This window comes from Alkalicoccobacillus gibsonii, assembly GCF_016798245.1.
Taxonomy (GTDB): Bacteria; Bacillota; Bacilli; order Bacillales; family Bacillaceae_D; genus Alkalicoccobacillus; species Alkalicoccobacillus gibsonii.
The window spans coordinates 1,027,396-1,040,823 of the sequence record NZ_JAEUZA010000001.1 but is presented as its reverse complement, the minus strand read 5'-3'; the positions used below and the strand labels follow the sequence as shown (position 1 = coordinate 1,040,823).

The following is a 13,428-nucleotide window of genomic DNA, read 5'->3' as shown; positions in this document are numbered from 1 at the left end:
AGAGGAGGTGTTTGATGTGGCAGTTATCTCCATGAAACAATTGCTAGAGGCTGGTGTACACTTTGGTCACCAAACTCGTCGCTGGAATCCTAAAATGGATCGCTACATCTTCACAGAAAGAAACGGTATTTACATTATTGACCTTCAAAAGACGGTTAAGAAAGTTGAGCAAGCGTACAACTTTGTTCGCGACATCGCTGCTGACGGAGGAAAAATCCTTTTCGTTGGTACGAAAAAACAAGCTCAAGATTCAGTAAGAGACGAAGCGCTTCGTTGCGGAATGTACTTCATTAACCAACGCTGGTTAGGTGGGACGTTAACGAACTTTGAAACCATTCAAAAGCGTATCAAACGTCTTAAAAACATCGAAAAAATGGAAGAAGACGGTACATTTGAAGTTCTTCCTAAAAAAGAAGTTATCCTTCTAAACAAAGAAAAAGATCGTCTTGAAAAGTTCCTAGGCGGTATTAAAGATATGAAGGGTGTTCCTGACGCACTATTCGTCATTGACCCTCGTAAAGAGCGTATTGCGATCGCTGAAGCTCACAAGTTGAATATTCCAATCGTTGCGATTGTTGATACAAACTGTGATCCAGACGAGATCGACTATGTAATCCCTGGTAACGACGATGCAATCCGCGCTGTTAAACTTCTAACTGGTAAAATGGCTGACGCTGTAATTGAAGCAACAGCTCATGAAGAGCAAGTAGAAGAAGAAGCGGAAGTTGAAGAAGAAACAACTACAGCTTAATCTCGTTTCCAAAAGGGTCGTAAGGGGGAAGCCCTTTACGACTCTTTTTGTTACGTTTGGATGGAATCATTTTGATCTATAATAATTAGGAGGCGGTCACATTATGGCAGTAACAGCTAGTATGGTAAAAGAATTGCGCGAAAAAACTGGCGCAGGTATGATGGATTGTAAAAAAGCATTAACTGAAACAAACGGTGATATGGAGAAAGCAATTGATTTTCTTCGTGAAAAAGGAATCGCAAGTGCTGCTAAAAAGGCAGATCGCGTAGCTGCTGAAGGACTAGCTTCTGTTGTAACAGAAGGAAACAAAGCTGTTATCATCGAAGTAAACTCTGAAACAGATTTCGTTGCTAAAAACGAAGGTTTCCAAACGCTTGTTAAAGAGCTTGCTGAGCACCTTCTTGCTAAAGAACCTGCTACAGTTGAAGAAGCACTTGAGCAACCATTTAAAGATGGTAGCACAACAGTTCAAGAACACATTAACAGTGCAATTGCTAAAATCGGTGAAAAGCTTTCTCTTCGTCGTTTTGCAGTGGTTGCTAAAGAAGATGGAGACGTATTTGGTGGATACCTTCACCAAGGCGGACGTATCGGTGTGTTAACGGTTCTTGGTAACTCTTCTGATGAAGATCTTGCTAGAGACGTTGCTATGCACGTTGCAGCAATTCGTCCAACATATGTATCTCGCGATGAAGTAGAAGCGGAAGAAGTAAACCGTGAGCGTGAAGTACTTAAGCAACAAGCTCTTAACGAAGGTAAGCCTGAGAACATCGTTGAGAAAATGGTAGAAGGCCGTCTAAGCAAATACTTCGAGCAAGTTTGTCTTCTAGATCAGCCGTTTGTTAAAGATGGCGATCAAAAAGTTGGAAAATTCCTTGCTGCTAAAAACGCAACAGCTAAATCTTTTGTTCGTTTTGAAGTAGGAGAAGGTATGGAAAAACGTGAAGAGAACTTCGCAGAAGAAGTTATGTCACAAGTAAAGAAATAATATAAGAAGAGGGACACCTACGTGTCCCTTTTTTCAAAGAAAAGACATAGACGGCGAGTGAAAAATCGCTTTAAACTGATGGAGGGTAACGATGAACAAGTATAATCGAGTTGTGTTAAAGTTAAGTGGAGAAGCGTTAGCTGGCGATTTAGGATACGGTATTGATCCTAGTGTCATTCAATCAGTTGCCAAGCAAGTAAAAGAAATTGTAGAATTAGATGTTGAAGTTGCTGTTGTTGTAGGTGGAGGAAACATCTGGCGTGGAATGGCAGGAAGTGCAAAGGGCATGGATCGTGCAACTGCTGATTATATGGGTATGCTAGCAACTGTGATGAATTCACTTGCCTTACAAGACAGTTTAGAAGATATTGAAGTACAATCTCGAGTACAAACATCGATTGAAATGCGCCAAGTGGCTGAGCCATACATCAGAAGAAAAGCGATTCGTCATTTAGAAAAGAAACGTGTAGTAATCTTTGCTGCAGGTACAGGAAATCCTTACTTCTCGACAGATACAACTGCTGCGTTACGTGCAGCTGAAATCGAAGCAGAAGTGATTTTAATGGCGAAGAATAAAGTAGATGGTGTGTATAGCGCAGATCCATCTGTTGATGAAAACGCCGTGAAGTACAAAGAAATTACATATATGGATGTGCTTAAAGAGGGTCTAGCTGTGATGGATTCTACAGCATCATCCCTATGCATGGACAATGATATTCCATTAGTAGTATTCTCTATCCTTGAAGAAGGAAATATTAAACGAGCGGTTCTAAAAGAAGATATTGGAACGATCGTGAGGGGGACAAACGCATGACAACAGAAGTTAAACAACAAGCATCTGAACGGATGACAAAGGCCATTGATTCATTACGTAGAGAACTTGCAAAACTTAGAGCAGGACGAGCAAATCCGGCTATTCTAGATCGTGTAACGGTTGAATATTATGGTGCATTAACACCGTTAAACCAACTTGCAACAATCTCAGTTCCAGAAGCACGCTTATTGGTTATTCAGCCTTTTGATAAGTCTTCAATTGCTGATGTTGAGCGTGCGATTTTAAAAGCAGATCTTGGACTTACACCTTCTAATGATGGACAAGTCATTCGTATTGCGATTCCTGCATTAACGGAAGAGCGCCGTCGTGATCTAGTGAAAATTGTTAAAAAATCTGCCGAAGACGCGAAAGTGGCCATTCGTAACATTCGTCGAGATGCCAACGACGAATTAAAGAAACAACAAAAAGATGGTGAGCTTACAGAAGACGATCTAAGACAATCAACGGATGAGATTCAAAAGCTTACAGATCAATTTATCGCGACTGCGGATAAAGAAGCCGATCAAAAAGAACAAGAAGTTATGGAAGTGTGAGCGATTTCCATGTAAAATGAATCAAGAATAAGACCCTCTATTTCCAGGGGGTTTTTTATTCTTAACGTTTTACGTTACTGTTAGATAGATGGAGGGCGCACGAATGCTTGAGATATTTTCAAAATGGAAAGCGAACTTAACATCAGCTGATTTACCAGATCAAGCAGAGGAAGGCAAGCTTCCGCAGCACATCGCCATCATCATGGACGGCAACGGTAGGTGGGCTAAACAAAAAGGGTTACCACGAATTGCTGGACATCGAGAAGGAATGAAGGTTGTAACCAAAATTGTTCGAGTAGCTAGTAATATGGGGATTGAAGTCTTAACACTTTACGCATTTTCTACAGAGAATTGGAAAAGACCAAAGAAAGAAGTAGATTATTTACTTGGATTGCCTGAGCGATATTTAAAAGCTGAGCTTCCAAAATTAATTGAAAACAATGTTCAAGTTCGTTTGATCGGAACAACCGAACATCTACCTGACCATACATTAAGGGCGGTAGAAAAAGCAGTAAAGGACACTGAGTCTAATACAGGCATGATTTTAAACTTTGCCTTAAACTACGGAAGTCGATATGAAATGCTAGAAGCAGTTAAAAGCATTGGAAGATTAATTGAAGAAGGCAAGCTAACAGCCGACTCATTAACAGAAGAAACGATACATGCGCACTTAATGACTTCACAATTAAATGATCCTGATCTATTAATTCGAACAAGTGGAGAAATTCGCTTGAGCAATTTTATGCTTTGGCAGCTTGCCTACAGTGAATTCTGGTTTACAGATGTATTATGGCCGGACTTTAAAGAACAGGACTTTGTGGAGGCCATTGCGGTATACCAGAAACGAAAACGCCGATATGGCGGGGTGTAAGCTTAAGGGGGCTGACTCAGTATGAAACAGCGTATTATTACTGGTGCTGGATTTGGCATCATTATGATTGCGATGATTTTTTTAGGGGGAACATTGTTTAACCTGGCTGTTAGTATTACAGCAACAATTGCTATGGTTGAACTGTTAAAAATGAAAAAAATGCAGGCCATGTCGATTACAGGTTTGACTGGTCTGCTTTCCATGTGGATATTATTAATACCAGCAGATTGGTTTGGGGCTATATTCCCATTTCCGTTTACGAAAGTTGAATTGTTTATCTTTTTTATTTTAATTATGCTTATGCTTACTGTATTAACGAAAAATACATTTACATTTGATGAAGTGGGTTTTTTAGTTGTTTCTTCTGTTTATGTTGGATTTGGTTTCCATTATCTAATGTTAACGAGAGATACCCCTATCATTGGCATGTCCCTTGTCTTTTTTGTTATCCTATTAATCTGGACAACCGATTCAGCGGCTTACTTTGTAGGACGAGCCATTGGAAAAAATAAATTGTGGCCAGATATTAGTCCGAACAAAACCATTGAAGGTTCGTTAGGTGGCGTTGTGTTCGCACTCATTATCGGAACCGTCATTTATTTTGTGTTGCCAGAGTTGTCAACGTACATATCGTTTTTAACCGCGTTTGGTGTGATGCTGATCGCTTCCATCTTTGGGCAAATTGGAGATCTTGTTGAATCGGCACTTAAGAGACATTATTCGGTAAAAGATTCTGGAAATGTATTACCGGGTCATGGTGGGATATTGGACCGTTTTGACAGCTTGATCTTTGTTTTACCCATTCTACATCTCATTCAACTAATTTAAGGATACACCATAGAAAAAGCAAAATTGGGAGAGTGATCATTTGAAGCAGATTAGTTTATTAGGTTCAACTGGGTCAATTGGAACACAAACATTAGATGTCATTAGATCAAATCCTGATCATTTTAAACTAGTTGCCTTATCAGCAGGTTCGAATATTGAATTGGTCGCAAGCCAAATTCGAGAGTTTCACCCTTTATTAGTAAGTGTTAAAGGGGAGGAAGAGGCTCGTAAGCTGAAACTTGAAATAGGAGATTCTACCATCATTCTCTCAGGAGAAGATGGGCTTATGGAAGTGGCCTGTCATCAGGATGCAAATGTATTAGTAAATGCAGTCATTGGAAGTGTCGGACTAAAACCAACGCTTGCAGCAATTAGAGCTGGGCGAGACATTGCCATTGCTAATAAAGAAACACTTGTAACAGCTGGTCATATTGTAACCACTGAAGCGAATAGACATGGAGTAGCACTGATACCGGTGGACAGCGAACATTCGGCGATTTTCCAGGCGTTAAATGGAGAAGACCCTAAATCTATTGACCGCCTCATTGTTACTGCCTCAGGTGGGAGTTTCAGAGACCGTTCACGTGATGAGCTTCAGAATGTGACTGTAAAAGAAGCACTTGCACATCCAAACTGGTCTATGGGAGCAAAAATTACAATTGATTCTGCTTCAATGATGAATAAAGGCTTAGAAGTAATCGAAGCTCATTGGCTGTTTCAGATTCCGTATGATCAAATTGAAGTTCTAATGCACAAAGAGAGTATTATTCACTCAATGATCGAATTCCGTGATCGAAGTGTAATGGCCCAGCTAGGTACTGCCGATATGCGCTTACCCATTCAGTATGCGTTAACGTATCCGCAGCGACTTGCACGTGAGACAGCAGAAAGGTTAAACTTATGGGAACTAGGAAAGCTTCATTTTGGTAAGTTAGATATGGAGCGTTATCGTTGCATGAAGTTTGCCTATGACGCTGGACGTGCAGCAGGCTCAATGCCTACGGTGTTAAATGCTGCGAATGAAGTAGCTGTTGCTGCGTTTTTAAACAATCAAATCTCGTTTTTACAAATTGAAGATTTAATTGAAGCTTCCCTGAATCAGCATGTTCGAATTTCTGAACCTAGTTTAGATGAAATTTTAGAGGCTGACGCAAAAACAAGACAGTTTGTTCAATCAAAATTGTAGCTAGAAAGGCGGAGAAGTTTAACATTGAATACATTACTTTCATTTCTGGTTATTTTCAGTGTACTTGTATTTGTTCATGAGTGGGGGCATTTGTACTTTGCTCAAAAAGCCGGAATTCTCTGCCGTGAGTTTGCAATTGGTATGGGTCCCAAGCTTTTCTCGTTCAAACGTGATGAAACCATTTATACGGTTCGTCTCCTTCCTATAGGTGGGTTTGTACGTATGGCTGGGGAAGATCCTGAACAAGTATCGATCAAACCAGGTTATGAAGTGGGACTAGTTCTGGATGCCCAAGATAAAGTCACAAAGATATACGTAAATAACAAGTCAAAACATCCTGAAGCGCAAGTGGTGCAAGTTGAACGAATTGACCTGGAAAGAGAACTCGTGATTGAGGCATTCAACGATGAAGATGAGCTTATGACCTATCAAGTTCACGAACGAGCGGATATCATTGAAGATGAAATGCCCAATCAAATTGCGCCTTATGATCGTCAATTTGGCTCGAAATCGGTTGGCAAACGATCAATGGCCATTTTCGCAGGACCATTAATGAACTTTGTATTGGCCTTCTTCTTATTTGTGATTGTTGCAGCCATTCAAGGACTACCAACACCTGAAGTAGCTGCTGTAGCTGAGGGTTCAGGTGCAGAAGAGGCAGGAATCGAGCAAGGGGACGTCATCCAAAGCATTAATGGAGAAGATGTTTCTACTTGGAGACAGGTAACGTCTATTATAGAAGATCATCCTAATTCGACCATTACTGTTGGATTAGAGCGAGATGGGCAAATGATTCAGCTAGATGCGAATACGATTTCAGTTGATTTAGGTCCTGAGCAAATTGGTCAGTTAGGTGTAGGCCCTGTTATCAAACAAGACTTTGGGGCCGCGATCTTAGAAGGGTTTATTAAACCATATGAAGTCGTCATATCTATTTTCAAAACGCTTGGTACAATCATTACGGGTCAGTTCTCCCTAGATTATATTGCTGGACCAGTCGGTATTTATAATATTACTGGAGAAGCCGCATCACTTGGTATTCTTACATTGATTAATTTTGCAGCAATGTTAAGTATGAACCTAGGGATCGTTAATCTATTGCCAATTCCGGCAATGGATGGAGGCCGACTCGTTTTCTTAGGATATGAGGCAGTAAGAGGAAAACCAGTTGATCCACAAAAAGAAGGAATGATTCAATTTGTTGGATTTGCCTTTCTAATGCTTCTCATGATTGTAGTGACGTGGAACGATATTAGTAAATTGTTTATGTAGAGATAGAGATAAATCCTAGAAGGGAATAAGGATTATGAGACAAAAAACCTTTTTGTTACCAACATTACGTGATATACCTTCCGATGCGGATGTAAAAAGTCATCAACTGATGCTTCGTGCAGGGATGATGCGACAAAATGCTGCTGGAGTATACACGTATTTACCGCTTGCAAAGCGAGTGATATCAAAAGTAGAAGCGATCGTTCGTGAAGAGCTTGAAGCGATTGATGTTCAGGAGTTAACTCTTCCAAGTTTACATCCATCTGAGTTATGGCAAGAAACTGGAAGATGGGATAAAATGGGCGATGAGCTTATCCGCTTGAAAGACCGTCACGGACGAGATTTTGCACTCGGGCCAACACATGAAGAAGTAATTACAAGCATCATTCGAGATGCCATTGGTTCTTATAAGAAGCTCCCGTTAAATGTATTTCAAATTCAAACGAAGTTTCGTGATGAACGCAGACCAAGATTTGGTTTGCTTCGAGGTCGCGAGTTTATTATGAAGGACGCTTATTCTTTCCATGACACTGAAGAAAGCCTTGATGATACCTATCAAGCAATGTACCGGGCCTACGAGCGAATCTTTACAAGAGTAGGCTTAACATTCAGAGCGGTCATTGCCGATTCTGGTGCAATGGGTGGTAAGGATACATTTGAATTCATGGCTCTGGCTGATGTCGGTGAAGACACAATCGCGTATTCAGATACGTCAAATTACGCAGCCAACATTGAGATGGCAGCCGTACAAGCTGGTAACGTAGAAAATACGAATCCTTCTGTTCAATTACTACCAGTTAAAGCAGATGATGAGATCATTATTCTTTTACTAGGTGCAGGTCATGAATTAAATGAAGTGAAGTCCTTGCATGAACTTCAAGTGAAGTCTCTTTCAACTCTTAATGATCAAGAGGTACAAGAAGCGTTTAGTACTGAAAAAGGTTCTCTATCGATTCAAACTGTAGAAGGATATCGATTGATTGCCGATCAATCACTACAAGGTGCCTCATCATTCACAATAGAAAACACTGGTGATGCGGTAAATTGTGCTGAACTATCTATTGACTCGTATGCAGATTTACGTATGATTCAAGAGGGAGATGCCTCACCTGATGGTCAAGGGACCATTCAGTTTGCTAGAGGAATTGAAATCGGACAAGTATTCAAACTTGGAACCTTCTACTCTGAATCAATGGGCGCTTCGTTCCTAGATAAAAATGGACGTGCCAACCCTTACAAAATGGGTTGTTACGGAATTGGAATTTCAAGAACAGTAGCTGCGATCATTGAACAGCATAATGATGAGAATGGAATCGTTTGGCCGGTTGCTGTGGCGCCTTTTGATTTGCATTTATTAACGTTAAACTCTAAAAATGAAGAGCAGGCTGAACTATCAGAGAAGCTTTATACAACTCTGAAACAATCAGGCTGGGATGTTCTATATGATGACCGTCCAGAACGAGCAGGAGTTAAGTTTAAGGATGCAGACTTAATTGGATTACCGATTCGAGTATCTGTAGGCAAACGAGCTTCTGAGGGAGTTGTAGAAGTGAAAGTACGTTCAACTGGTGAATCACAGGACGTACACATTGATAATCTTGCAGACATGATTCAAACCAAACTGCAGGAGCTCTCAAACGTATAATGGTTTGGGCTGATCCAATCTTTTGCATCAGCCCTTTTTTTATTGACTGCACAAGAGGGGGTGCCAGAAATCGACCAAGAAAAACAAACACGTCAAGAACGGCTTCAGCTATTATTGACGCAATTACAAATACCCGAAGATATTGTATCTAGTTATTTTTCAGAAGGCTTTATCCAAAAGCTAGTGATTTCAAAAGAAAAGAAAAGCTGGCACTTTCATATTTCTTTACCAAACCTAGTACCAGCATCTGTTTACCAATTATTCGAAGCTAGATTAACTCAAACATTTAAACATATTGCAACAGTTACCCATAGCTTTTCTTATGAGAAGTCCTCACCAACAGAATCCGTTTGGTTAGGTTATTGGCCAATGATTGCATCAACAGTTACCGATGTCTCTGACGCTTTGCGCAATTTACTTAAGAATCAAACGCCGAATTATGATGGACGCACGGTAACCATTCAAGTGCGAAATGAAACAGAGGCTACTGCGTTAAAGCGTAAGCTTGCAGATCCACTCAATGAATGTCTTAATCGCTTCGGCCTATCAAATGTACTACTTGAAGCAACCTATCAGGAGTCCACTCAGGCATTTGAACAGTTTGTTAAAAATCGCGAAGAAGAAGATCATTCTAAAGTAGTGGAAGCGATGATTGAGAAGAAGAAAGCAGAAGAACAAGTGGCAAATGAGCTTCAAGGAAAACCGCTTATGCTTGGATATCCAATCAAAGATGACGCGACTCCAATTGAAGGCATTGTGGATGAAGAGCGCCGAATTACAGTTCAAGGGTATGTGTTTGCTTCGGAAATTCGTGAATTAAGAAGTGGTCGTTCTCTACTTACTTTTAAGATTACGGATTATACGGACTCAATTCTTGTAAAGATCTTCTCGCGTGACAAAGAAGACCTTCCTTTACTTGGGGCTGTGAAAAAAGGAATGTGGTTAAAGGTTCGTGGTGGCATTCAAAACGATACCTTTGTTCGTGATCTTGTCATGATCGCAAACGATATTAACCAAATTCAGCCTGACGTGATTGTTGATCAAGCAGAAGAAAAAAGAGTCGAGCTTCATCTACACTCATCAATGAGCCAAATGGACGGTATGACATCAGTTGGCAGATATGTAGAACAAGCTGCCGAATGGGGACATAAAGCCATGGCGATTACAGACCATGGTGTAGCACAGGCTTTTCCAGAGGCTTATTCAGCCAGTAAAAAACATGGTGTGAAAGTATTATTCGGTCTCGAAGCGAATCTTGTTGATGATGGAGTACCAATCGCATACAACGAGCAAAAGTTAGACCTTGAAACAGCGGAATATGTCGTATTTGACGTAGAGACCACCGGTTTATCTGCGGTTTATAACACCATCATTGAACTTGCAGCTGTCAAAATAAAAGATGGAGAAATTATTGATCGGTTTGAATCTTTTGCCGATCCACATGAGCCCTTGAGTAACACCATCATGAATTTAACTGGGATTACTGATGACATGGTGCGCGGTCAACCAGAAGTAGAAGATGTATTAAAGGATTTTTATGAATTTGCTAAAGGCTCTGTGCTCGTAGCCCACAACGCAAGCTTTGATATTGGTTTCTTAAATGTAGGCTATAAAAAGCTAGGAATGGGCGAAGTGCAGCATCCAGTCATTGATACGCTGGAGCTAGGACGTTTTCTATATCCAGAACTTAAGAATCATCGTTTGAATACGTTATGTAAGAAATTTGACATTGAGCTAGTGAGTCATCACCGGGCCATTTATGATGCAGAAGCAACAGGCTACTTACTGTGGAAGATGGTAAAAGACGCGCGTGAAAAAGAAATCTACTCTCATGATGAGATTAATCAGCATATGGGACAAGGAAACTTCCACCGTCAAAGACCGTCTCATTGTACGATTCTAGTTACTTCACAAGAAGGATTAAAGAATCTCTACAAGCTTATCAGTATTTCACACGTTGATTATTTCTTTAGAAACCCACGAATCCCACGTTCACAGCTGACAAAACACCGTAATGGATTAATCATCGGTTCAGCATGTGACAAGGGTGAAGTATTTGAAGGAATGATGCAAAAGTCTGCGGATGAAGTAGAAAGCATTGCTGCTTTTTATGATTATTTAGAAGTGCAGCCACCATCCAATTACGCGCATCTGATTGAACGGGAGCTTGTAAAGAATGAAGACGCTCTTCATGAAATTATTCAAAACATTGTTGACTTAGGTAAAAAGCTAGGAAAACCTGTTGTCGCAACCGGGAATGTTCATTACTTGCAGAAGGAAGACCATATAAACCGTAAAATCCTGATTGCCTCTCAGGGTGGTGCGAATCCGTTAAATCGTCAAGAGCTGCCAGAGGTTCATTTCAGAACAACAGATGAGATGCTTAAGTTATTTTCGTTCCTAGGCGAAGAAACAGCTAAAGAAATCGTTGTAACTCAAACAAATGCCATTGCTGATATGGTAGAAGACGGTATACAACCAGTACCTGATGACTTATTTGCGCCTAAAATTGAAGGGGCAGATGAAGAGATTAGACAGATGAGCTACGACATGGCGAAAAGCATTTACGGGGAAGAACTTCCCGAAATTGTTACGGCGAGACTTGAGAAAGAACTTAAAAGTATTATTGGACATGGTTTCGCTGTAATCTATCTGATCTCGCACAAACTAGTGAAAAAATCACTGATTGATGGGTACCTTGTGGGGTCCAGGGGGTCAGTTGGATCTTCACTTGTAGCGACGATGACAGAGATTACTGAGGTTAATCCCTTACCTCCGCATTATGTATGTCCGTCCTGCTGTCATTCTGAGTTCTTTGATGATGGTAGTGTCGCATCTGGCTTCGACTTAAAGGATAAGGATTGTCCTCACTGCGCCGTGCCTTACGTAAAGGATGGACAAGATATACCGTTTGAAACGTTCTTAGGATTTAAAGGGGATAAGGTTCCCGATATTGACTTAAACTTCTCTGGTAGCTACCAGCCTCGAGCTCACCAATATACAAAAGAGCTATTCGGTGAAGAGTATGTATATAGAGCAGGAACGATTGGTACGGTAGCTGAAAAAACAGCATACGGTTATGTAAAAGGCTATCAAAGCGATCATGATTTAATGATGCGTGGAGCTGAAATAGACCGTTTAGTATCCGGGACAACTGGTGTTAAACGAACAACAGGTCAGCACCCTGGTGGAATCATCGTTGTGCCAGACTACATGGATATTCATGATTTCAGTCCGATTCAATTCCCAGCTGATGATAAGAATTCAGAATGGAAAACAACTCACTTTGATTTCCACTCGATTCACGACAATCTGCTGAAGCTTGATATTTTAGGGCATGATGATCCGACAGTGATTCGTATGCTACAGGATTTAAGTGGAATTGATCCAAAAACAATTCCTACTGATGATCCTGAAGTGATGAAGATCTTTAGCGGTCCAGATGTTCTCGGGGTAGATGAAGAACAAATTATGTGTAAGACAGGTACGCTTGGAATTCCGGAGTTTGGGACACGTTTTGTAAGGCAAATGCTTGAGGAAACGAAGCCGAGTACATTTTCTGAGCTTGTTCAGATTTCAGGACTGTCACATGGTACGGACGTATGGTTAAACAATGCGAATGAATTAATTTATAACGGTACATGTGAATTAAAAGATGTAATTGGCTGTCGTGATGACATTATGGTGTATTTAATTTATAAGGGACTTGATTTCTCATTAGCCTTTAAGATTATGGAGTTTGTTCGTAAAGGGAAAGGCCTTCAACCTGAATGGATTGAAGAAATGAAAAAGAACAATGTACCTGACTGGTATATTCAGTCCTGTCTAAAGATTAAATACATGTTCCCTAAAGCACACGCAGCGGCCTATGTTCTTATGGCTGTTCGTATCGCTTATTTTAAAGTGCATCATCCGATTCTTTATTACGCATCTTATTTTACCGTTCGTGCAGATGACTTCGATATGGATACAATGATTAAAGGATCAACAGCCATCCGTGCACAGATTGATGAGATTAATAAAAAGGGACTCGATGCAGCTCCAAAAGAAAAAGCTGTATTAACGGTTCTAGAACTAGCACTTGAAATGTGTGAGCGTGGCTTCTCATTCCAAAAAGCAGATTTATATCGCTCATCAGCAGATGAATTTATTGTTGATGGTATGACATTGCTTCCTCCTTTTAATTCATTAACAGGAGTTGGAACAAACGCTGCGCATAATATTGTGCGAGCGCGAGGAGAAAGAGAATTTCTTTCTAAAGAAGACCTGCAGCAACGTGGGAAGCTTACAAAAACAGTGGTTGAGAATTTAGATGAGCATGGCTGTCTTGAAGGTCTGCCTGATTCCAATCAGCTCTCACTCTTCTAGAGGAGAGCTTTCCCCTTCGGTTGCAAAAGCACCATGAGTATGCTAATCTTGATATGGTAATACTTAGAATACGTTCGGAGGAGAGTGGGGCAACCCACTCTTTCATTTTTGTGCTGCCTCATTTATAAAACGAAACGAATGATTCAATAGA

The 13,428-nt window shown here is 40.5% G+C and carries 10 protein-coding genes; all 10 read left to right on the top strand.

The window, feature by feature from the left end:
- Positions 1 to 16: 16 nt before the first annotated feature.
- The 10 genes from rpsB (at position 17) to JNO66_RS05590 (ending at position 13,277) form a co-directional block, all read left to right on the top strand.
- Positions 17 to 751, top strand: a complete 735-nt coding sequence (rpsB, locus tag JNO66_RS05635; protein WP_203087212.1) for a 30S ribosomal protein S2 — start codon at positions 17 to 19, stop codon at positions 749 to 751.
- Between the two features lie 103 nt (positions 752 to 854).
- A complete protein-coding gene (tsf, locus tag JNO66_RS05630; RefSeq protein ID WP_203087211.1) occupies positions 855 to 1,739 on the top strand; it encodes a translation elongation factor Ts in 885 nt (294 codons plus the stop codon).
- A gap of 91 nt (positions 1,740 to 1,830) precedes the next feature.
- Positions 1,831 to 2,553, top strand: coding sequence for a UMP kinase (pyrH, locus tag JNO66_RS05625; RefSeq protein WP_203087210.1), 723 nt, complete (start codon positions 1,831 to 1,833; stop codon positions 2,551 to 2,553).
- Complete coding sequence (frr, locus tag JNO66_RS05620) at positions 2,550 to 3,107, top strand: ribosome recycling factor (protein WP_203087209.1); 558 nt, start codon at positions 2,550 to 2,552, stop codon at positions 3,105 to 3,107. The genes pyrH and frr overlap by 4 nt, the downstream gene beginning before the upstream one ends.
- A gap of 103 nt (positions 3,108 to 3,210) precedes the next feature.
- Positions 3,211 to 3,978, top strand: coding sequence for an isoprenyl transferase (locus JNO66_RS05615; protein WP_203087208.1), 768 nt, complete (start codon positions 3,211 to 3,213; stop codon positions 3,976 to 3,978).
- Positions 3,979 to 3,999: 21 nt separating this feature from the next.
- A complete protein-coding gene (locus JNO66_RS05610) occupies positions 4,000 to 4,806 on the top strand; it encodes a phosphatidate cytidylyltransferase (protein WP_203087207.1) in 807 nt (268 codons plus the stop codon).
- Between the two features lie 40 nt (positions 4,807 to 4,846).
- Positions 4,847 to 5,992 (top strand): 1-deoxy-D-xylulose-5-phosphate reductoisomerase, encoded by a 1,146-nt coding sequence (locus JNO66_RS05605; protein ID WP_203087206.1) that lies wholly within the window; start codon positions 4,847 to 4,849, stop codon positions 5,990 to 5,992.
- Positions 5,993 to 6,016: 24 nt separating this feature from the next.
- Complete coding sequence (gene rseP, locus JNO66_RS05600) at positions 6,017 to 7,264, top strand: RIP metalloprotease RseP (protein ID WP_203087205.1); 1,248 nt, start codon at positions 6,017 to 6,019, stop codon at positions 7,262 to 7,264.
- Positions 7,265 to 7,298: 34 nt separating this feature from the next.
- Complete coding sequence (gene proS / locus JNO66_RS05595) at positions 7,299 to 8,909, top strand: proline--tRNA ligase (RefSeq protein WP_203087204.1); 1,611 nt, start codon at positions 7,299 to 7,301, stop codon at positions 8,907 to 8,909.
- 42 nt (positions 8,910 to 8,951) lie between these two features.
- Positions 8,952 to 13,277, top strand: a complete 4,326-nt coding sequence (locus tag JNO66_RS05590) for a PolC-type DNA polymerase III (protein ID WP_210340777.1) — start codon at positions 8,952 to 8,954, stop codon at positions 13,275 to 13,277.
- Positions 13,278 to 13,428: the final 151 nt, after the last annotated feature.

What these genes read in the sequence shown, in the direction of transcription:
- tsf (WP_203087211.1), top strand. Translation starts at nt 855, where the DNA reads ATGGCAGTAACAGCTAGTATGGTAAAAGAATTGCGCGAAAAAACTGGC.
- pyrH (WP_203087210.1), top strand. Translation starts at nt 1,831, where the DNA reads ATGAACAAGTATAATCGAGTTGTGTTAAAGTTAAGTGGAGAAGCGTTA.
- frr (WP_203087209.1), top strand. Translation starts at nt 2,550, where the DNA reads ATGACAACAGAAGTTAAACAACAAGCATCTGAACGGATGACAAAGGCC.
- JNO66_RS05615 (WP_203087208.1), top strand. Translation starts at nt 3,211, where the DNA reads ATGCTTGAGATATTTTCAAAATGGAAAGCGAACTTAACATCAGCTGAT.
- JNO66_RS05610 (WP_203087207.1), top strand. Translation starts at nt 4,000, where the DNA reads ATGAAACAGCGTATTATTACTGGTGCTGGATTTGGCATCATTATGATT.
- proS (WP_203087204.1), top strand. Translation starts at nt 7,299, where the DNA reads ATGAGACAAAAAACCTTTTTGTTACCAACATTACGTGATATACCTTCC.